This window comes from Christiangramia oceanisediminis (assembly GCF_022570735.2).
GTDB lineage: Bacteria > Bacteroidota > Bacteroidia > Flavobacteriales > Flavobacteriaceae > Christiangramia > Christiangramia oceanisediminis.
Map to the genome: position 1 here is coordinate 473,915 of NZ_JANCNS010000003.1, position 20,471 is coordinate 494,385.

Here is a 20,471-nt window from a genome sequence, read left to right on the forward strand (position 1 = left end):
TTTTTTATTGATCTGGTAGCTCAGTTGGTAGAGCATCTCCCTTTTAAGGAGAGGGTCCTGGGTTCGAGCCCCAGCCAGATCACAAAGTGAGCTGGAAGGGCGAGAAGCATGTCCTGAGCGTAGTCGAAGGAAGCCCCAGCCAGATCACAAAGTGAGCTGGAAGGGTGAGAAGCATGTCCCGAGCTAAGTCGAGGGAAGCCCCAGCCAGATCACAGGAAAGTTCATAATTTAATGGTTTTAGATCTGGTAGCTCAGTTGGTAGAGCATCTCCCTTTTAAGGAGAGGGTCCTGGGTTCGAGCCCCAGCCAGATCACAAAGTGAGCTGGAAGGGCGAGAAGCATGTCCTGAGCGTAGTCGAAGGAAGCCCCAGCCAGATCACAAAGTGAGCTGGAAGGGCGAGAAGCATGTCCTGAGCGTAGTCGAAGGAAGCCCCAGCCAGATCACAAAGTGAGCTGGAACTTTATTCCAGAAATCACTATTTTCTTCTTTACAATAGATATCTACCGGACTAACCCGGTAATTTTGTCGCCCGGGTGCTGGAACTGGTAGACAGGCATGGTTGAGGGCCATGTGTCCATTAGGGCGTGCGGGTTCGACTCCCGCCTCGGGCACTTTTTTCCATAAAATTTCTTTTTTATTCTTTTTCTCCACTTTGATATCTCCCTGAATATCAACACTATCATCTTTTGCATTTTACAATTGTTTAGTTTTTTAACTACTTAGTTAAACAATTTAACAAATCAATAATGGATTTTATGCACGGTATTGTTTAGATTTGTTTAAGCTTTATATGAAAGAATGGAACATATCAAACAAACCTTTAGCATAAAAGATCTGGAGCATTTAACCGGAATCAAGGCCCATACTATCCGAATCTGGGAGAAACGCTACGATATTTTGGACCCGGAACGCACCGATACCAATATTCGGCTCTATAATGGGGAAAACCTACAAAAACTTCTAAATATCTCCTTTCTGAATTCACATGGATATAAAATCTCAAGGATATCCAAAATGAATGAAGAAGAGATCAATAAACTGGTAAGAAGAATTTCGGCTTCAGCAAGCGAGGAAAACAGGGCGCTCAACGCTTTAAAGCTGGCCATGATGAACTTTGACGATCACCTGTTTCTTGAAACCTACAATCAGCTTAGGAAGACCAAAACCTTCCGGGAAGTTTTTTATGATGTATTCCTTCCTCTCCTTGAAGAAATAGGGATCTTATGGCAAACAGACACTATAAAACCAATTCATGAGCATTATATCACTGAATTGATACGACAAAAGATCTACCTGAACATTGCTGAACTAAAATTCACCAATCTAACCAGTGATGACGATCAAATCTATGTCCTGTTCCTACCGGAAAACGAGATACATGACATAGGAATTCTCTATCTGAATTATGAATTACTGGCAGCTGGAAGAAAAGTGATCTATCTGGGGCATAGTTTACCTATGGACAATATAGATTACCTTCTTGATTTCCACGAGAACATCAAATTTATGAGCTACCTTACTGTAAGTCCTGTGAATACTGATGTACACGAATTTGTTAAAGAGTTCGAAGGAAAAGTGTGCAGAGATAAACCCAGGGAATTATTATTATTTGGGCAAAAAACCAAAGAATTAAATCCGGAAAATCTCTCTGAACACATCAAAATATATAGCTCCATTACCGAATTTATCAATACCCTGTAAGCTTTAATGACTAAACGAATTTCTATTATAGGCTCCGGATTCTCATCCCTTGCAGCATCCTGTTATCTTTCGAAAGCTGGATATGATGTGGAAGTATTCGAAAAGAACAGCACTGTTGGCGGCAGGGCACGGCAACTTAAAAAAGAAGGCTTTACCTTCGACATAGGTCCTACCTGGTACTGGATGCCTGATGTTTTCGAAAAGTTTTTTGCAGATTTCAACAGGAAAACATCAGATTATTACCAACTTGATAAACTCGACCCAGCCTACCAGGTTTATTTTGGCAAGGATGATTCTATCCTGATCCCGGGCTCTCTTAATGAAATCTACAATAACTTCGAAAAAGAGGAGGCTGGCAGCTCCAAAAAGCTGGAAGCCTTTATCAGCAAAGCAAAAGATAATTACGATATCGCCATCAAAGATCTTGTTTACAGGCCGGGCATTTCCCCCCTGGAACTCATCACTCCTGCAACTACTACCCGGTTATCAAGATTTTTCTCCAATATAAGCGCAGACGTAAGAAAGGATTTCAGGAGCAATAAGCTCAGACAGATCCTTGAATTTCCCGTGTTGTTCCTGGGCGCGAAACCCAGTGACACACCTGCGTTCTACAGCTTTATGAATTATGCCGATTTTGGATTGGGGACCTGGCATCCAAAAGGTGGCATGTACAAAGTCATTGAAGGAATAAAGGATTTGGCTGAATCATTAGGTGTCGTTTTCCACTTAAATTCAAATGTTGAAAAAATAATTACCGAAAGAGACAAAGCAATAGGGATACAGGTTAATGGCAAACCTCATTATTCAGATATGGTGCTCACCGGGGCAGACTATCATCATTCTGAACAATTGCTCGATAAGGATAAAAGGCAGTATTCTGAATCTTACTGGAGCAAAAAAACCTTTGCTCCTTCCTCCCTGTTATTTTATGTTGGCTTCGACAAGAAATTGGATAAGGTCTCGCATCATACCTTGTTTTTCGACAGTAACTTTGAGAAACATGCGAAGAACATATATGATGAACCCGGCTGGCCTGAAGACCCATTATTCTACGCAAGTTTTCCATCGGTAACCGATGAAACCTGCGCTCCCAGCGGAAAAGAAGCGGGTATTTTTCTTATCCCTCTTGCCCCCGATCTTGAAGACACACCCGAGATCCGTGAACGTTATTTTAATATTATCCTCGATCGTTTTGAGAGAATTACCGGACAGGAAATAAAAAGTAATGTTATATTTAAAGAATCCTTCTGTGTAAAGGACTTTAAGGAAGCATACAATTCGTATAAAGGAAATGCTTATGGAATGGCCAATACGCTCTTCCAAACCGCGTTCTTAAGACCAAAGTTAAGAAGTAAAAAAGTTAACCAACTTTACTTTACAGGGCAGTTAACCGTGCCCGGTCCCGGTGTCCCCCCCTCCCTGATTTCAGGAAAACTGGTCGCCGGACTAATTGAAAAAAATGAAAAAAATTGATATGAAAGCCCTCTTTGACATCGTGTCCAGGTCTTGCAGTAAGACCGTAACCAATTCTTACAGCACCTCATTTTCCCTGGCTACAAAAATGCTTGCTCCTTCCATTAGACAGGATATCTATAACATCTACGGTTTCGTGAGATTTGCCGATGAGATCGTTGATACCTTCCATGATTATGATAAGGAAAGACTTTTTAACGACTTTGAACAAGATCTTCACAAAGCGATTGAATCAAAAATATCCCTGAATCCCATATTGAACGCCTACCAGGAAACCGTCCACAAGTATGGAATTCAAAAAGATTTGTATGATGCCTTTATGGCCAGTATGAGGCTGGACCTGCATAAGAGCGATTACCTTAGTATGGAAGAATACCGGCAGTATATTTACGGCAGTGCAGATGTGGTTGGACTTATGTGTCTTAAAGTATTCGTCAAAGGTGATGAGCGAAAATATGAACTTTTAAAAGATTCTGCCATGAGCCTGGGATCGGCTTTTCAGAAGGTCAATTTTCTAAGGGACCTTAAAGCCGATTATGAGGATTTGAGCCGCAGTTATTTTCCGAATGTGGATCTTTCTGAACTTAATGAAATTAATAAGGAGAAGATAATTAATGAAATCGAAGAAGATTTTCAAAAAGGTCTTAATGGTATTGCACATTTACCTGTAGAGGCTAAATTTGGAGTTTACACTGCTTATATTTATTATAGAAGACTACTACATAAATTAAAAAAGGTGCCTTCGTTAGAGATTCGAAAAAGAAGAATTCGAGTTCCTAATTATGAAAAAGCCGGATTACTCGCTAAATCGTATATCTCTTACAGGCTAAACCTTATTTAAAAAATAATATTGATGAATATTTTCTTATGGATCGCTATTTTTCTCGGCACTTTCATAGTAATGGAGGGAATGGCATGGTTTACACATAAATATGTGATGCATGGATTTTTGTGGAGTCTCCATAAAGATCATCATCATAAAAAGCACAGTAGCTGGTGGGAAAGGAACGACCTTTTCTTCGTTTTTTATGCCCTTGTAAGTATAGGCTGTTTTTTATTCTATGATAAAATCTGGCAGGGACTTTTACCCATTGGGTTTGGAATACTGGCCTACGGAATTACCTATTTTACCGTTCATGATATATTTATTCACCAGCGTTTCAAGTTGTTCAGAAATGCAAATAACAAATACGCCAAAGGTATAAGAAGAGCTCATAAAATGCATCACAAGCATTTGGGGAAAGATGATGGTGAATGTTTCGGGATGCTTTTTGTACCTTTCAAATATTTTAAAAAATAAAAGACCCTACAAATTTAGATGATCACGCCAGATTATTACTACGTTATCGTGGGTGGTGGTCTGGCTGGACTTCAGCTTGCCTCCCGTATTTCTCAGGATATTTTTTTCAAAGGGAAAAAGATCGCCATAATAGATCCTTTATCGAAATCTATAGAAGACAAAACCTGGTGTTACTGGGAAAAGGGTAAAGGGAATTGGGATGATTTGACCATACATTCCTGGAAAAAGGCTGGTTTATTTTCTTCTGAAATAGAAAAGATCACCGATCTAGGTGAATATTCCTATAAAATGCTGAGCTCCATCGATTTTAATGAAGCGATCAAAAAACAACTTCAGCTTAAAGAAGAGTTCATTTTTATTGAGGATGAAGTCGAAAAGATTGACCCGGTAACCCGAACCGCTATAGGCAAAAATGGAAGTTATACCGCAACCCATTTTTTTGATAGCAGGCCAGATCCCGGTTACATGGAACATAAAAAATACAGCATGATCCACCAGCATTTTAAAGGCTGGATGATAGAGACCGAAAAAGAACATTTTGATCCTTCAATGTTCACCATGATGGATTTCAGGATCGGCTATAAGAATGCTACCTGTTTTACCTATGTACTTCCTCTAAGCCCAAAAAAAGCTTTGGTTGAATATACTTTTTTCACTCCTTTTCTAACCGAAGAAGATGTCTATGACAAACAACTGGAGAAATACCTGAAGCAGGTACTCAAAATTCAGGATTACAGGATACTGGGAACCGAATCCGGCAACATTCCCATGACCGATTTTCCTTTCGAGGAACAGAATTCAGATTATATTACTAAAATAGGTACGGGAGGCGGATGGGTGAAGGCTTCGTCAGGCTATTCCTTTAAAAACTCCGAAAAGAAAATCGATCAGCTTATTGAAAACATCAAGAGTGGCCATAAACCATCCTACAGGCTCCTGAACAAAAGATTCCGTAAATATGATGCTATCTTTCTCCATGTGCTGCTTAAAAGAAACGACCTGGGAGAAGACCTTTTCATGAAATTATACACCCGTAATTCAATTCAGGATATTTTCAGGTTTCTCGATGAAGAAACCCGGTTCTCTGAAGATATCAAAATCATGAAATCCTTGTTCCATCCCCAGTTCATGAAATCCTTTTTCAAAAAGATCTAGTTACTCAGCAAGTAACTTATCCAGGGTTTTCCTGAAGCTGTCGCTATTCCAGTCGGCAGCACCAACCTTATCAACCACGATACTTCCATCTTTAGATAACACATAGGTAGTGGGTAAGGTTCTGCCATCCATTGGTGCGGGTGCCTTGGTAAGCATTTTATAGGACGGAAGATCATATCGCTTCCTCTTCATGAAATTATCGGTGGTCTCATGCTGTTCCCCAGAAATGAACAGGAAAGTTGCCTTATCTCCGTAATCCTGGTATAATTCCTGGAAACTTGGCATTTCCGCGATACAGGGAGCGCACCAGGTTGCCCAGAAATTAACGATGACCACCTCGTCTTCAAATTCTGAAAATTCAATACGCTTCTTTCTTTTGTCTTCAAGCACCCAGTTATAACTGGCTATTTTCTCCCTGTCTTCTTCATCATTTACCGAAGGGGCGAAGGAGATAAGTTTATTTACAAATATCTGTATGGGTTTTCTGGTTTGGGGAATGATCATGGCCAGGATGATCACGATCATGATAATATTAGTCCACTGGTTTTTGAACAACTTCATCTTTCTAATTCTTGGCAGTAAAGAAATAAAAAAATCCTAGCAGTCTCAAGTCTTTTTATGAATTGTTACTGCCAGTTAAAGAGGCCAGTTTCCGGTTCATTTCGAAAAGCTCTTTTTTAAGGACTTCAATGCTTTCTTCCAGTTTCTGCATTTTACTCTTTTCAGCAGTATTCTGGCCTGAGATTAGAACATGGTTGATCTTGCCCCTTATCATCAAAAGTTTTTTAATGTCTTTCTTCATGATCCTTTCCGGTAACCCGAAGGTCTCATTATCATTTTCAAAGAGGAAATAATCCGCATTCTTCGCATTCTTTAATCTTTTTACCAGAATTCCCTGAACCGTGATCACCACCACGGCTGAACCGTCCAGAACCTTATCTAAATTAGACTGCAGGTGGCATATTAGAACGTCACCCGGGAATATTACCGGGGCCATACCTTCGGTTTCCATTTTAAACAAGGTCTGATCCTTCGAAGGATCAAAATCTGGCAACTTGAACCAGTCTTTAATATCTATTATGGAATCATCTTCTATTGCAGCTAATAAGTGGCGATGATTAGATGTCCTGAGCATAGGAACAAATCCTGTATCTCTTCCTATTCTAATTATACTTTTATCGCCAGTGAGGATATAATCGGTGGAAACCCCGTATAACCGGCTTAATTTTATAATATGTTCTGAGACGATCCCGTTCTGGGAATTTTCGATAAGGGAATATGCAGCCTGGGAGATGAATAATATTTTCGCAATATGGGTTTGGGAGAAATCATTTTCCAGTCTTAATCTCTTAATTCTTTTCCCTATTTCAACCCTATTTTTCATGTACTCCTGCTTTTTATTCAAATAACGGACATCCCATTTTTTTAAGAACACTTTATAATTAAAAATAATATTCCCAGATATCCTTATAATTTTTAATAGTATAATATCACAGACAGCCTCTTATTTAAGGATTACTTTTAAATCTTACCAAATTGTCATCACATGGTAACTCCTTATTTATTGTTGACTCGTTTGTACCGGTTAGAGGCCTGTAATGATAAGATTATGAGCCGTTATAAATTATTGAACCAGGCTGGTGATTCCCGGAAGTCCGTTTGTAATGAGCGGTTGGAGGTAAGAAAGAAAATACGAACGGAACTTACTCAAAGTATACATAAGGTACGAAATGATAATTGCACGGAAGCAGAAAAACCACTTTTATATATAATTTCCAGCTCCGTGCGTGGAAGTTTTTTTATGAGATATCTTTTCCTGAATAAAGACTGGAGAGCATTACAAAGCTTTGAGCGACATAATTTACACTTATATTATGAGGCGCTTTACACACCTGATGCATCCAGAAAAATTATAGATCTTCTTTTACGTCAAAAGGAACGTATCGAAGATTATTTACAGGAAGATTAAATTCGGGCTAACTTATTCAAAAAATAATTACTTAAAACAGGAACCTTCCATCAGGAACAAAAAAACCCCAGAAATAATTCTGAGGTTTTTTCAATAGTTAATATGCTGCTTTTATTTATGCTGCATTTTGCTTCTTGATAAGGTTAAGAGCTGAGCCGTGCTTATACCACTCGATCTGCGGAGCGTTATAGGTATGGTTTGCCTTAATGGTATCTTTGCTGCCATCTGCATGAACGATCTCGATCGTCAACGGCTTGTCTGGAGCAAAATATTCCAGATCAACGAAGTTAAAAGTATCGTCTTCCTGGATCAGATCATAATCGTCCTCATTCGCAAAGGTAAGACCTAACATTCCCTGTTTTTTCAGGTTGGTCTCGTGAATACGGGCAAATGATTTCACCAATACCACCTTTACTCCAAGATGTCTTGGCTCCATGGCCGCATGCTCCCTTGAAGAACCTTCACCATAGTTATGATCTCCTACCACAACAGTTGGAATTCCTTCTTTCTTATATTCTCTCTGTACAGCAGGTACTCCGTCATACTCTCCGGTTAACTGGTTCTTAACGAAGTTAGTCTTCATATTGAAGGCGTTCACCGCCCCGATCAAACAGTTGTTGGAAATATTGTCCAGGTGACCTCTGTATCGTAACCATGGTCCTGCCATTGAAATATGGTCTGTGGTACACTTTCCGTGAGCCTTGATAAGTAATTTTGCTCCTGTAAGGTTTTTACCATCCCATGGTTCGAAAGGAGTCAATAACTGAAGTCTTTCGCTGTCTTCAGCTACTTTCACTTCAACATCACTTCCATCTTCTTTTGGCTCCACATAACCCGCATCTTCAACAGCGAATCCTTTTGTTGGAAGTTCTATTCCCTGTGGTTCGTCTAGCATCACCTCTTCTCCATCCTCGTTGATCAATTTATCACGGGTTGGGTCGAAATCCAGACGACCTGAGATGGCAATAGCTGCTACCATTTCAGGAGAACCTACAAATGCATGGGTATTTGGGTTACCATCTGCTCTTTTAGAGAAGTTACGGTTAAAGGAGTGAACGATGGTATTCTTTTCGTCACCTTTCCTGTCTGAACGATCCCACTGGCCAATACATGGTCCACAGGCATTCGTAAAGATAGTTGCGTCCAGATCTTCAAAGATCTGAAGCAATCCGTCTCTTTCTGCTGTAAATCTAATTTGTTCTGATCCCGGGTTAATACCAAAATCAGATTTTGCTTTCACTTTTTTATCTACTGCCTGTTTTGCAATAGAAGCGGCTCTTGTCAAATCTTCATAAGAAGAGTTGGTACAGGAACCAATCAGACCCCAGTCTACGTTGATTGGCCAGTCGTGCTCCTTTGCTTTTGCTCCCATTTCAGAAATTGGAGTGGCAAGGTCTGGAGTAAACGGCCCGTTAAGGTGAGGTTTTAATTCTGAAAGGTTGATCTCGATCACCTGGTCGAAATACTGCTCTGGATTTGCATATACCTCATCATCACCGGTAAGGTGCTCACGAACTTCATTTGCAGCATCACCCACATCAGCCCGGTTTGTTGCACGAAGGTAACGCTCCATGGAATCATCGTAACCAAAAGTTGAAGTAGTTGCACCCACTTCAGCTCCCATATTACAGATAGTTCCTTTACCGGTACAGGACATGCTGCGTGCTCCTTCTCCAAAATATTCAATAATTGCACCGGTACCACCTTTCACGGTAAGGATACCTGCGACTTTTAAGATCACATCTTTAGGAGCCGTCCATCCGGAAAGTTTACCGGTTAATTTCACTCCTATTAATTTTGGGAATTTAAGCTCCCATGGCATACCGGCCATCACGTCTACCGCATCAGCTCCACCTACACCAATGGCAACCATTCCAAGTCCACCCGCGTTAACGGTGTGAGAATCGGTACCAATCATCATTCCTCCCGGGAAAGCATAGTTTTCAAGAACAACCTGGTGGATAATACCTGCACCTGGTTTCCAAAAACCAATTCCATATTTGTTAGATACTGATTCCAGAAAATCGAAAACCTCACTACTGGTTTTATTTGCCGATTGAAGGTCGATAGCCGCACCCATTTTCGCCTGGATCAGGTGATCACAGTGAACAGTGGTTGGTACTGCAACTTTCTTCTTACCGGCCTGCATAAATTGCAATAATGCCATCTGCGCGGTCGCATCCTGGCAGGCAATCCTGTCTGGTGAGAATTCAACGTAATCCTTTCCCCTGGTGTAAGCTTCAGTAGCTTCACCATCCCATAAATGCGAGTAAAGGATCTTTTCTGAAAGTGTCAAAGGCTTACCCACAACCTTGCGAGCTTTATTCACTCTGTCGGCCATGTGGCTATACACCTTTTTGATCATATCAATATCGTATGCCATATTCTGTTTGTTTTTTAATTCTAAAAAAGTCTTGCAAAAATAAGGATTTCCTATCGATTTTGAAAATTGGAAGCGAATCTCAAAAATTAGTATAAATAATTTCTGAAATTATAATTTTAGGCATTAAAAATTCAGTAAAAATCAATTTTGAGGTGCAAAATTGAGAATTTGTCAAAGTTAAGATCAGAAAATAAAGGAAATGTCTTTTTAGACTGAATATGAATTATCTAAAAATTCAGCAGACTGAAAGATTAAAAGAGTTTTTTAATGATCTCTTCTTCGGTAATACCTTCAGCTTCCGCTTTATAATTCTTGATGATACGATGTCTCAGGATTCCGAAGGCAACTGCCTGGACATCTTCAATATCTGGAGAGAACTTACCATTAACAGCAGCATGGGTCTTGGCTGCCAGGATCAGGTTCTGTGAAGCTCGAGGGCCTGCACCCCAGTCTACATAATTCCTGATAAGATCTGGAGCTCCGTTAAGTGGACGCGTTTTTCCAACAAGTCTAACCGCGTATTCCACCACATTGTCTGGAACAGGAATCCTGCGAATCACATGCTGGATATCTGATATTTCCCGAGCATTGAATAATGGATTTACTTCCTGGAACTCATCAGTCGTTGTGGTTTTCACCACATCTACCTCTTCCTCAAAACTGGGATAATCCAGGTTGATCGCAAACATAAACCGGTCTAATTGCGCTTCCGGCAAGGGGTAGGTTCCCTCCTGCTCGATCGGGTTCTGGGTTGCCAGCACAAAATAAGGCAGGTCCAGTTTGTAGTGATGACCTGCTACCGTAACCGCTCGCTCCTGCATGGCCTCCAGCAAGGCAGCCTGTGTTTTTGGTGGCGTACGGTTGATCTCGTCCGCCAAAAGTATGTTGGTAAAAATAGGGCCTTTTATAAATTTGAATTTCCTGTTCTCATCCAGAATCTCGGCTCCCAGTATATCGCTGGGCATAAGATCTGGAGTAAACTGGATTCTCTTAAAATTAAGTCCCAATGCCTTTGCAATGGTATTTACCATTAAGGTCTTGGCAAGACCAGGTACCCCTATCAAAAGGGAATGCCCTCCGGAAAAGATAGAAAGTAAGATTTGTTCTATCACTTCATCCTGGCCTACGATCACCTTTGCGATTTCACGCTTCAGATCCCGATGTTTCTCAACCAGTTTTTCTACCAGGGCAACGTCAGACATAGTTTCTTTTTAATTTTTAACCCAATCGCTGGAATAATCGCATTCGCGATATTTACCATTTACCTTTATATACGTATCAGAGATCTTCTCCCTTTGCCATTCTTCAATAGCTTCTAGTTGCTTATCTCTCAGCGCAAGCTGTTTGATCTTCTGAAAATCGGTTGAATAATCGGCCGTATGTTCAGGTATCTTTTTGGTAACCTTGATAATCTTGAACTGAGGTTTTCCAATTCGGGTTTGCTGAGTTAAAATTAAGGAAACTTCTCCTTCTTCCAAACCTTCTACCTGTTTGAAAAGATCGGGATCTACTTTCGTCAATTCAAATCTGGTATCACCGGTTCTTGGATTGATCAATCTACCACCATCATTCTTAGTTTCCTCTTCGTCTGAAACTTCTCTTGCAGCATCTGCAAAATCAAGGTCTCCCCTTACTATTTTGCTTCTTACTGAATCGATCTCGGTTCTTGCCGCTTCTACTGAAGCATTCGTCACATCAGGGATTAGCAGGATATGTCTCAGGTCTACAGTTTGCCCCCTTATCTTGTCGATCTGGATAATATGATAACCAAATTCGGTTTCGAAAGGCTCACTAATTTCACCTTCCTGGAGGCTAAAAGCCACATCCTTGAATTCCTTTACGAACGGGTCTTTACGCGTAAGGGTAATTCTTCCTCCGTCCCGACCTGTAACCTCATCATCTGAATAAAGTACTGCCTTGGTCGCAAAACTGGCACCATTATCAATGATATCGGCACGGAATTCATTCAGCCTGTCGATCACTTTCTGTCTTTCAGACTCTGGAACTTCCGGCTCGATTACGATCTGTGAAAGTTCCACTTCAGTCCCGAACATAGGCTTTTCTTCCATATTTAGGAAATACTGTCTTACCTCTTCCGGAGTAACCTCGATCTCGTCAATGATCCTCTGCTGCATTTGCTGGGCAAGCTGTCGCTGTTTATTGATTCGGAAAAGCTCTTCACGAAGTTCCTCTTCCGTATCCTTATTATAATATTCGAGTACTTTGTCTACAGACCCAACCTGCTGAATGAAACCCTGTAATTGCTGATCTATCATCCCGTTAATCTGCGAATCAGGGATAATAATACTATCCTGGATAGCATGATGCGCATAAAGTTTATTTTCCATCAGTGAACCTGCGAGGTTGCAGTCGGTCACCTCGGCGGTAGACATTCCCTGGCTTTGCATATCCTTATACATAAGGTCTATATCGCTATCGAGAATGATATAATCTCCAACCACGGCCGCGATGCCGTCTACTTTCGTACGCTGGCTCCCCTGCTTTCCTTCTTCCTTTGCCCTGACTTCGGCTTCGGTTTGAATAGATGTACTATCGGTTACGATCACTTCCTGAGCGGTCACATAATTTACACTTCCTAACAGAAGCATCCCGGCTACAATCGATTTAATTGTATATTTCAAATTCATTATTTTTAATTGCATCTTTAGTAATATCTTTTTCTAGTTCCTTGATCAACGCCTGTTTGCGTTTATTCAGCAAAATTTCCCGAATAGCTGGAGATGCATACTCCAACGGTGCCTGCTCATTCCTTTCCAAGACATCATTTACGTACACAAGATACACATTTAGTGAATCCTGCAATTCCATAAAATTATCTTTTTTAAGCAGCCTGGCCCTGTCTTCTACAGACAGGGGAGCAATTTTATCATAAACGGTCTTGGTCTTTACCCAAACGGAATCGTTCATGGAAAAATTCCTGAATTGAAGAGACATATCAAGTAAGTTTTGCTGGTCTTCCTTATTGAATCTCCTGAAAAGCTTCTCTATATCTTCGAGGTTGTTGGCGTTCTTTGGCAAATTGATATACCTGATCTTAACCAGGTCTTCATTTAAAATGAAATTATCCTTATTCTCCTCATAATAACCGTTGATTTCTTCTTTATTCAATGAAGTATCCAGATCACGGGAAATCAACGCATCGGTATAGGCATTTGTATATAGCTCATTCCGGTAATTGGCTACCAGATCATTGAATTCTTCCTGCTGGGTTTCAGAGAGGTTTAATTCTGCCCGATCTATTAACAGTTGCTGTGTGGCCCAGCGGGTGATATAATTAGAAACGATTATAGCACTGTCTTCAGAAGTAGTATTTTCGTTGATGAGCGACCTGATATCATCTTCGTAAAGATAGGAGTCGTTCACCCTAACCACGACCTTCCGGTCATCGCTTTGTTTAAAATAATCGCAACTCACCAGCGATAAGCAAAGAGCACCAAAGACTATTCCGTTAATCGTATTTTTCAAAATCGGTTTTTTTAGCATCTTACAATTTAAATGCCATAAAGGTCACCCTTTTCATATCCGCGCAAAAATAAGAATTACTTAAGGTTCTGCAAGCTTAAGAGATAACGAAAACAGCAGATTTAAATTATTATTGATCAGCTTAATTTATTTCTGTAGTATCTTTAATTCGCAGCTAATCGCAAGGATATGAAATACGAACAGGAAATCATTATCAATAAGCCCCGCAATGAAGTTATAGCTAAATTTTCAGACCCCTCGAGCCTAAAGCACTGGCAGGAGGGTTTTATTTTTATGAAACCCATAAACGGGAACCTGGGTAAGGAAGGATCGCAGAACCTGCTGAAGTATAAAATGGGAAAACGCGAGATCGAAATGACCGAAACGGTCCTAACCAATAATCTCCCAGTAGAATATACAGCGACTTATGAAGCTAAGGGAGTTTATAATTTTCAGCGCAATCGCTTTCTGGAAACTCCCGATAATAACACCCGCTGGATTTCTGAAAATGAATTTCGCTTCAATGGTTTTATGAAGCTCTTCGGCTGGTTCATGCCTGGAGCCTTCAAAAAACAATCTAAGAAGTATATGACAGATTTTAAAGCATTCGTTGAAAATGGAAAAAGCGTTCTGGATAGTTAATCTCAATTAAAAAGAAAAATCTGGAAATATTTTGCGCAGGCTATTATATTTGCGAAAAACTTTTTAAAATGAAACGATTAAGCTTAGGAATTCTATTTTTCATTATCGCTATTAGTGCGAATGCCCAGTCCAGAATCGGAACCATCGATGCTGAATATATACTTTCACAAATGCCTGAAAATACTGAAGTAAATGCAGGGATGGAACAATACAACAAAGAACTGCAGGCAGATCTGCAAGCAACGATCAAAGACTATGAAGGCAGGGTAAAAGATTACCAGGACACCAGTGAAGGACTTTCCGAAGATGTAAAAAAAGCCAAGGAAGACACTATTATCCAACTGGAAAACCAGATCAAAGGCTTCCGCCAGAAGGCATCTGTAATGATGCAAATGAAAAGAAACGAACTTACGGGACCACTTTATGAAAAGATCGATGCGGCCATGAAACAGGTGATCGCCGAAGGCGGATTCACCCAGATCTTCCACGCCAGCTCAAGCGGACTGGCATTTTCCCGAGTTGAAGATGATATCACCCTGGCAGTAATGGAGAAAATGGGAATCGAACCAAAAGATCCAAAACCAGCTACAGAGAACACGGTCGAAAACCAGAATTAAACTGGTTAGACCGCATAAAAAAAGCCCCTTTTCGAGGGGCTTTTTTTATGGTTTTAATCTACCTGCTGTAATTAGGTGATTCCTTTGTAATAGTTACATCATGTGGATGACTTTCATGAACACCAGCAGCTGTTATTCTAACGAACTTCCCGGTTTCTTTGAGGGTTTCGATATCCTTGGCTCCACAATAACCCATTCCTGCCTTTAAGCCTCCAACAAACTGGTGAATGCTTTCTTCCAGGTCTCCTTTATAAGGCACACGCCCTACGATCCCTTCCGGAACCAGTTTTTTAATATCGTCTTCCACATCCTGGAAATATCGATCTTTTGATCCTTTTTCCATAGCCTCTACAGAACCCATTCCGCGGTAAGACTTGAATTTTCTTCCTTCGTAAATGATAGTTTCGCCAGGAGATTCCTTGGTTCCGGCAAGTAAGGATCCCAGCATCACACAGTCGGCTCCGGCCGCTATGGCTTTTGGAATATCACCGGTATATCGAATTCCACCATCTGCGATCACTGGTACTCCGCTTCCTTTTATCGCAGCGGCTACCTCTAATACTGCCGAGAATTGTGGAAATCCAACTCCCGCAACCACCCTGGTGGTACAAATAGAACCTGGACCAATTCCCACCTTAACAGCATCTGCTCCCGCTTCAACTAAGTATCTGGCCGCATCTCCGGTAGCGATATTTCCCACTACTACTTCCAGGTCTGGAAATTTCTTTTTTACTTCTTTTAGAACATAGACCACGCCTTTAGTGTGACCATGAGCGGTATCGATAATCACGGCATCTACACCTGCATTTACCAGAGCCTCTACTCTATCGGTCGCATCGGCTGTAACACCCACCGCAGCAGCAACCCGAAGTCTTCCAAAGCTATCCTTATTGGCCATAGGCTTCTGGGTAAGCTTGGTAATATCACGAAAAGTGATAAGTCCAACCAGTTTGTTATCTGAATTGACCACTGGGAGCTTTTCGATCTTATTTTCCTGAAGAATATCTTCGGCATCATCAAGTGAAGTACCTTCAGAAACCGTAACCAGGTTTTCTGAGGTCATGACCTCACTAATTGGACGATTCAGGTTTTTTTCGAACCTGAGATCACGGTTGGTCACAATGCCTAACAATTTCCCATCTTCATCAACAATAGGAATTCCTCCAATGCTATGTTCGCGCATAGACTCCTTGGCATCACGCACCTTAGCAGAGATCTGAAGGGTAACCGGGTCTATGATCATGCCGCTTTCAGCACGCTTCACCTTTCTAACCTTCAGTGCCTGCTGCTCAATGCTCATGTTCTTATGAAGCACTCCTATACCCCCTTCCCTGGCCATGGCGATCGCCATACGGGATTCGGTTACAGTATCCATCGCAGCTGAAACGATAGGAACATTAATTGGAATATTTCGGGTGAATTTGGATTGAATACTTACCTGTCTTGGAAGAACCTCAGAATAAGCTGGCACTAGCAGTACATCATCATAAGTTAATCCGTCTCCTAGAATTTTTGAATCGTGTGCGGTCATAGCAATTAAGAATTTAATTGCGTGCAAATATAAGATTTATATATGAGAAAACTGGAAATGAAAAACCTTAAGAATCAATAAATAAACTTATAGGCGATAAACTTGCTCGAAAAGCCTATTAATACTGAGGTACAGTAATTTATATTGTTTCTTAGTTGATCTCGCAGTAATTTAAAGACTCGAATAACAAAATAAATCAAGATCATGAGTATACGACTAGGAAATACCTGTTTGAACTGTGAAAAATACAAGGAAGGTTACTGCCTTAAGCATGAAACTTCGGTTACCGTTCAACACACCTGTGATAGTTTTAAAATGAAGGCTGAGCTCAAAAATGAACCTAATTGCTCGAATTGCGCCAGATATAACAATCCAACCTGCGCGAACCCGCAAAAGGCAGCACCAGGAATGCTTTGTAATCACTGGGCTCCCCAGGCTAGAGCTTAAGCTGAAGCGTAGTATACCAGGTTACTGGTTGCGCCGGAATGATCCCCGGACCTGGATACCCTGTTGCCCTACGGGTAAAATAAGTATTGTCCAGTAAATTATTGATCCCGGCCTCCAGCCTGAATTTTCCATAACTGTAAGATGCCGAAAGATCCAAAATACCATAGGCCGGAATTGTTCCTTTAATTCCGCTGATATCATCATTCCTGTCCTGTGGAGCATTGGTAGCATCGGTATACTGTTCAGATAAGTAGGTATACTGTAATCCGCCCAGGAAATTCTTATATCCAAAATTGATCCCCGTTTTCAGGTTAACCGCCGGGATGAATTCTACTTTGTTCCCTTCTACGTTGATCTCATTGGATCGCACATATTCCGACTCGGTAAAAGCAGCGTTCACGAACAGGTTGAGCCTTTTATCTTCAGAAAAGTCAAAAAAGGTATTCTTCAAATTCCAGTCTATAAAGGTTTCCAAACCAAAGATGAATGCATCCCCAATATTGGAACGGTATTGAAAGATATCCCTGTCTGTAGATCTCTCTACCTGTCCAATCCGGTCATTATATTTTAATCCAAAAATACTAAGGTCGTATGAGACCTTATTCTGAAGCCTTCCACGCAAACCAAGATCTGTGGTAAATCCTTCCTCATCGGTAATATCGGGATCGATCACAAGGTTTGGATTGATCACGCGTATATCGTTAAAGGTCACCGACCGGTAATTCTGTGAAAAATTCGCGTATAGCTCATTGGTTGCATTCAGGTTGTAGCTGCTCCCTAGGCCCAGTAGCACAAAATTCCTTGAGTAGTCACGATCATCTTCAATCGTTTCATTCAAAAGCGGATTTCCTGCCAGGTCCAGAACGATATTCTTATAAGCCCCAACAGACCTGGTCTTGATATACTCCAGCCTGAAACCAGGGGTCACCGAAAAGTTATTGGTAATGTTAAAAATGTTTTCTCCAAATACAGCGATATTTTCGTTAGGAAAACGGAACTCAGACTGTCTTGGATAATTAGGATATTGATCATCAGCAAAACTGAAATCGGGTCCCATACTGGCCGATCCCGGCCCCTGCCTCTGATAATTATCTGCATCATAATATTTGGCACCCAGCAAAAGAACTGATTCCTCATCAAAAAGATCGTATCGCGTAAGTAAACGCGTTTCCGCTCCCCAGTTGGAAAAATCATCTACCAGCAGCTCCCTTGGACTATCCAGGTTATCTGCCTGGTCTACCCTGTCTACCCTGAAACCAACTGCCTTCCTGCTGGCATCCAGGCCAAACAGGTTAAAACTGAAATCGGTTTTCTTAGAGAAAGCATGTTCAAATTTAAGCGCATACAAATTCCAGTTCACATCAAACCAGTTCCTTGGACGATTGCTGAAATCAGGATTCTCATAGAACTGTTCATCGGTAAGACCGCCCGGTTGCTGTGCGAGGTAATCCAGGAAAGTATACTCAAGGCTAATATTGGTATGGTCATTAAACTTATAACCTATGTGCGCGTAGGCGTTATGTGAATCATATTCAGAATTTGGCCTGAAGTTATCCCCTGTTTTATAATTATAATAGGTATAATAACTGAATTTGCCCAGCGTCCCGCCTAGACTATTGAAACTAGTGAACATATCATAAGATCCAACCGACTGCCTGGAAACCAGCTCGATCTTCTTATCTGGCACCGGTTCCTTGAACTTAAAATTAATAAGCCCGCCAAACTGAGTACCATATTGCAGCGAAGCCGCCCCACGAATTACCTGTATCTCTTCCAGTGCTTCGGGTGGCGGGGTGTAATAACTTTCAGGATACCCAAGTACATCGGCCGAGATATCATATCCATTTTGCCGGGTATTGAAGTTCTGGGTCCTATTTGGATCCAGCCCGCGTCCTCCAATGTTCAGTTGTAGACCGGCATCCCCATTATCATAAATGTTCAAACCAACCACCTGGTTGTAGATCTGCCGGGCATTGTTGGAAGCCAGGTTGCCAACCACTTTATCCATCAGGACCACTTCGGTCTTTTTACCTGCATAAATGGCCGTCCCTTCTACCTGCCTAAGCTTTCTCAAAGCAAATAATTGTTCTCTACGGTTGGTGATCATGACCTCGCTTAGACTTTCAGCAAGTGGAGCCAGTTCAAAGGTCATTTCGATATTATCTTCAATAGTGATAGACCGCTCCTGGATGGCATACTCATAACTAAAGATCGCAAAATCATAAGTTCCACCAGGAATATCGCTCATTTCAAACTCCCCGTTCAAATTGGCTACCGCGACCTGGGAAAGGGTTTTATTCCATACTTCTGCATTTGCAATGGGTTCCCCGGTCTCTGCAGAAACCACCCGGCCGCTTAAGTTGTTCTGAGCCTGGGCAAGCAAGCCTGTAATTAGAAGTAAACTAAAGACCTTTAATCTCATCATTGAAGGGTAAAATGAAAGTTTTGTGTTCGAACGAATCGGCGAAATTAATCAAATTAACATCGGGATCCAGGTATGGCTGACTATTCCTGCCATTCAGGGCCACGTAATTATCCACGTAGACCTCGATATTTTGATGGCCATCCTTGCGGAAGTGTTCCGCCAGGAAATGTGCGTATTCCAAGATAAAATCGGGTTGAAAGGCCATCTGCTTTTCCTGGAAAGGAGTTAAAAAATCTGAATTATCCACATAGAAGCGCTTCCCGGTCTCTCCATCCACTATTTTAAATTGTGCATATCCGGCCTTTTCCATTAGCATTACGCGCCAGGAGAAACGAAAGCCTTCTTCGGTCCAGAACAATTCATCGGGATACAACAGGTATCTCCACGGCAGAAGCAGCTGGATCACAAAAAAGATGGAAACTACCGACAGGAGCGTTTTCCTTTTTAGGTTAGTATAGACCAGGCTTCTTCCCGTATCGAATTGATCCAAATTAATACGAAATAGACTGGCGATAAAAGCAAGGATACGGCGATGAACCGAAGGATCAAAAAAGATAAGGGCACTTACGATCATGATATAAGGGAACATCCCAATTGGAAATAAAACCCTGGTAAGCACATGGAAAATGATCACCATGATAAATGCCATTAACCGGGTTCGCTTCCAAAGCAAAAGAAAGGGAATAAACAGGTCGTACAACATCCCGCTCCAGCTAAAGGCATAATGAACCCACTCCTGTTGCATCAGGTCTCCCAGGAATGGAAGGTCGTATTTTGAAGGCAACCATATCTTCAAAGGCATCGCACGCAATAGCCAGTCTGAATTGATCTTTGCCAGGCCTGCGTAGAAATACACGATTCCCAACAGCAATTTTATCGAATCCACGCACCAGCGGGGAATATACTGAAACCGGATCTCCTGATCCCTGGCCGCATCCACCGAAAAATACCGGTTTGCTGGCAGGAAGATCATTAAAAAACTCAGGATGCTTATAAAATAATAGTGATTGAGATAGGTGGTTTTATCCATCAACTCGATATACGTAAAACTTAGGAAGAACAAAATTATCCCAAACCTGTACTTATATCCGGCTGCGACCATCAGGGCCGCGATCCCACATACTACAAAAAGCAAATAGGTGAAATCGCCAAGCGGCTTCACCCATTCAAATCCGTAATACGAAAAGAAGAATTTTGGAGTAATATATAGCTTTTCTATCCATCCGTTCAACCAGAACCTAATGATGCTGGCGAACATCATGATCCCAAAAAACAAACGAAAAACCGCCAAAGGGGCGGCTTCTATCGTTTTATTAAGGTATGATTTTGTTGAAAAGCTCATGAA

The 20,471-nt window shown here is 41.3% G+C and carries 18 protein-coding genes and 3 tRNA genes; 12 read left to right on the top strand and 9 right to left on the bottom strand.

Annotated features, from left to right (window positions below):
• The first annotated feature begins 9 nt into the window (after positions 1–9).
• From MKO06_RS14925 to MKO06_RS14960, 8 genes are all read left to right on the top strand, one after another.
• Positions 10–82: transfer RNA gene (locus MKO06_RS14925), tRNA-Lys, on the top strand.
• Between the two features lie 158 nt (positions 83–240).
• Positions 241–313: transfer RNA gene (locus MKO06_RS14930), tRNA-Lys, on the top strand.
• Positions 314–527: 214 nt separating this feature from the next.
• A tRNA-Leu gene (locus tag MKO06_RS14935) sits at positions 528–611 on the top strand.
• 187 nt (positions 612–798) lie between these two features.
• Complete coding sequence (locus MKO06_RS14940; protein WP_241552071.1) at positions 799–1,701, top strand: MerR family transcriptional regulator; 903 nt, start codon at positions 799–801, stop codon at positions 1,699–1,701.
• A gap of 6 nt (positions 1,702–1,707) precedes the next feature.
• On the top strand, positions 1,708–3,174 hold the full coding sequence (locus MKO06_RS14945) for a phytoene desaturase family protein (RefSeq protein WP_241552072.1): 1,467 nt from the start codon (positions 1,708–1,710) through the stop codon (positions 3,172–3,174).
• A gap of 1 nt (position 3,175) precedes the next feature.
• A complete protein-coding gene (locus MKO06_RS14950) occupies positions 3,176–4,015 on the top strand; it encodes a phytoene/squalene synthase family protein (protein ID WP_241552858.1) in 840 nt (279 codons plus the stop codon).
• Positions 4,016–4,027: 12 nt separating this feature from the next.
• Positions 4,028–4,474 carry a sterol desaturase family protein gene (locus MKO06_RS14955; protein WP_241552073.1) on the top strand — a complete coding sequence of 149 codons (447 nt, stop codon included), beginning with the start codon at positions 4,028–4,030 and terminating at the stop codon, positions 4,472–4,474.
• 18 nt (positions 4,475–4,492) lie between these two features.
• Entirely contained in the window at positions 4,493–5,629 is a 1,137-nt protein-coding gene (locus MKO06_RS14960; RefSeq protein WP_241552074.1) for a lycopene cyclase family protein, read from the top strand.
• Here the strand turns inward: MKO06_RS14960 and MKO06_RS14965 are convergent, their stop codons facing one another.
• On the bottom strand, positions 5,630–6,190 hold the full coding sequence (locus tag MKO06_RS14965) for a TlpA family protein disulfide reductase (protein ID WP_241552075.1): 561 nt from the start codon (positions 6,188–6,190) through the stop codon (positions 5,630–5,632).
• A gap of 55 nt (positions 6,191–6,245) precedes the next feature.
• Positions 6,246–7,013: an XRE family transcriptional regulator gene (locus MKO06_RS14970; RefSeq protein WP_241552076.1), complete on the bottom strand. Its 768-nt coding sequence runs from the start codon at positions 7,011–7,013 to the stop codon at positions 6,246–6,248.
• A gap of 162 nt (positions 7,014–7,175) precedes the next feature.
• Here MKO06_RS14970 and MKO06_RS14975 point away from each other — a divergent pair, with 162 nt between their 5' ends.
• Positions 7,176–7,598: a hypothetical protein gene (locus MKO06_RS14975; RefSeq protein WP_241552077.1), complete on the top strand. Its 423-nt coding sequence runs from the start codon at positions 7,176–7,178 to the stop codon at positions 7,596–7,598.
• Positions 7,599–7,713: 115 nt separating this feature from the next.
• On the opposite strand, the gene MKO06_RS14980 is transcribed toward MKO06_RS14975, so the two are convergent.
• The 4 genes from MKO06_RS14980 to MKO06_RS14995 all read right to left on the bottom strand — a co-directional run bounded on the left by MKO06_RS14980 (position 7,714) and on the right by MKO06_RS14995 (position 13,467).
• A complete protein-coding gene (locus MKO06_RS14980; protein ID WP_241552078.1) occupies positions 7,714–9,981 on the bottom strand; it encodes an aconitate hydratase in 2,268 nt (755 codons plus the stop codon).
• Between the two features lie 251 nt (positions 9,982–10,232).
• Positions 10,233–11,183, bottom strand: coding sequence for an AAA family ATPase (locus MKO06_RS14985; protein WP_241552079.1), 951 nt, complete (start codon positions 11,181–11,183; stop codon positions 10,233–10,235).
• A gap of 9 nt (positions 11,184–11,192) precedes the next feature.
• Positions 11,193–12,644, bottom strand: coding sequence for a peptidylprolyl isomerase (locus MKO06_RS14990; protein WP_241552080.1), 1,452 nt, complete (start codon positions 12,642–12,644; stop codon positions 11,193–11,195).
• Positions 12,607–13,467 (bottom strand): peptidyl-prolyl cis-trans isomerase, encoded by an 861-nt coding sequence (locus tag MKO06_RS14995; protein ID WP_341849965.1) that lies wholly within the window; start codon positions 13,465–13,467, stop codon positions 12,607–12,609. The genes MKO06_RS14990 and MKO06_RS14995 overlap by 38 nt, the downstream gene beginning before the upstream one ends.
• A 186-nt stretch (positions 13,468–13,653) precedes the next feature.
• Here MKO06_RS14995 and MKO06_RS15000 point away from each other — a divergent pair, with 186 nt between their 5' ends.
• On the top strand, positions 13,654–14,106 hold the full coding sequence (locus tag MKO06_RS15000; protein WP_241552082.1) for an SRPBCC family protein: 453 nt from the start codon (positions 13,654–13,656) through the stop codon (positions 14,104–14,106).
• A 68-nt stretch (positions 14,107–14,174) separates the two neighbouring features.
• Positions 14,175–14,723: an OmpH/Skp family outer membrane protein gene (locus MKO06_RS15005; RefSeq protein ID WP_241552083.1), complete on the top strand. Its 549-nt coding sequence runs from the start codon at positions 14,175–14,177 to the stop codon at positions 14,721–14,723.
• A gap of 58 nt (positions 14,724–14,781) precedes the next feature.
• Here the strand turns inward: MKO06_RS15005 and guaB are convergent, their stop codons facing one another.
• Positions 14,782–16,254: an IMP dehydrogenase gene (gene guaB / locus MKO06_RS15010; RefSeq protein ID WP_241552084.1), complete on the bottom strand. Its 1,473-nt coding sequence runs from the start codon at positions 16,252–16,254 to the stop codon at positions 14,782–14,784.
• 204 nt (positions 16,255–16,458) lie between these two features.
• Between guaB and MKO06_RS15015 the strand changes: the two genes are divergently transcribed.
• Positions 16,459–16,701, top strand: a complete 243-nt coding sequence (locus tag MKO06_RS15015; protein WP_241552085.1) for a hypothetical protein — start codon at positions 16,459–16,461, stop codon at positions 16,699–16,701.
• Here MKO06_RS15015 and MKO06_RS15020 read toward each other — a convergent pair.
• Together MKO06_RS15020 and MKO06_RS15025 are read right to left on the bottom strand one after the other, a co-directional pair.
• Positions 16,691–19,123, bottom strand: coding sequence for a TonB-dependent receptor (locus MKO06_RS15020; protein WP_241552859.1), 2,433 nt, complete (start codon positions 19,121–19,123; stop codon positions 16,691–16,693). The two genes, MKO06_RS15015 and MKO06_RS15020, sit on opposite strands and share 11 nt — an antisense overlap.
• Positions 19,104–20,468, bottom strand: a complete 1,365-nt coding sequence (locus tag MKO06_RS15025; RefSeq protein ID WP_241552086.1) for an HTTM domain-containing protein — start codon at positions 20,466–20,468, stop codon at positions 19,104–19,106. The genes MKO06_RS15020 and MKO06_RS15025 overlap by 20 nt, the downstream gene beginning before the upstream one ends.
• Positions 20,469–20,471 lie beyond the last annotated feature (3 nt).

Excerpts from the sequence above, each read along its gene's own strand:
- MKO06_RS14970 (WP_241552076.1), bottom strand. The coding sequence starts at position 7,013 with ATGAAAAATAGGGTTGAAATAGGGAAAAGAATTAAGAGATTAAGACTG.
- MKO06_RS15005 (WP_241552083.1), top strand. The coding sequence starts at position 14,175 with ATGAAACGATTAAGCTTAGGAATTCTATTTTTCATTATCGCTATTAGT.
- MKO06_RS15025 (WP_241552086.1), bottom strand. The coding sequence starts at position 20,468 with ATGAGCTTTTCAACAAAATCATACCTTAATAAAACGATAGAAGCCGCC.
- MKO06_RS14965 (WP_241552075.1), bottom strand. The coding sequence starts at position 6,190 with ATGAAGTTGTTCAAAAACCAGTGGACTAATATTATCATGATCGTGATC.
- MKO06_RS14960 (WP_241552074.1), top strand. The coding sequence starts at position 4,493 with ATGATCACGCCAGATTATTACTACGTTATCGTGGGTGGTGGTCTGGCT.
- MKO06_RS15015 (WP_241552085.1), top strand. The coding sequence starts at position 16,459 with ATGAGTATACGACTAGGAAATACCTGTTTGAACTGTGAAAAATACAAG.
- MKO06_RS14950 (WP_241552858.1), top strand. The coding sequence starts at position 3,176 with ATGAAAGCCCTCTTTGACATCGTGTCCAGGTCTTGCAGTAAGACCGTA.
- MKO06_RS14985 (WP_241552079.1), bottom strand. The coding sequence starts at position 11,183 with ATGTCTGACGTTGCCCTGGTAGAAAAACTGGTTGAGAAACATCGGGAT.
- MKO06_RS15020 (WP_241552859.1), bottom strand. The coding sequence starts at position 19,123 with ATGAGATTAAAGGTCTTTAGTTTACTTCTAATTACAGGCTTGCTTGCC.
- MKO06_RS14945 (WP_241552072.1), top strand. The coding sequence starts at position 1,708 with ATGACTAAACGAATTTCTATTATAGGCTCCGGATTCTCATCCCTTGCA.
- MKO06_RS14955 (WP_241552073.1), top strand. The coding sequence starts at position 4,028 with ATGAATATTTTCTTATGGATCGCTATTTTTCTCGGCACTTTCATAGTA.
- MKO06_RS14980 (WP_241552078.1), bottom strand. The coding sequence starts at position 9,981 with ATGGCATACGATATTGATATGATCAAAAAGGTGTATAGCCACATGGCC.
- MKO06_RS15000 (WP_241552082.1), top strand. The coding sequence starts at position 13,654 with ATGAAATACGAACAGGAAATCATTATCAATAAGCCCCGCAATGAAGTT.
- MKO06_RS14975 (WP_241552077.1), top strand. The coding sequence starts at position 7,176 with ATGGTAACTCCTTATTTATTGTTGACTCGTTTGTACCGGTTAGAGGCC.
- guaB (WP_241552084.1), bottom strand. The coding sequence starts at position 16,254 with ATGACCGCACACGATTCAAAAATTCTAGGAGACGGATTAACTTATGAT.
- MKO06_RS14940 (WP_241552071.1), top strand. The coding sequence starts at position 799 with ATGGAACATATCAAACAAACCTTTAGCATAAAAGATCTGGAGCATTTA.
- MKO06_RS14990 (WP_241552080.1), bottom strand. The coding sequence starts at position 12,644 with ATGCAATTAAAAATAATGAATTTGAAATATACAATTAAATCGATTGTA.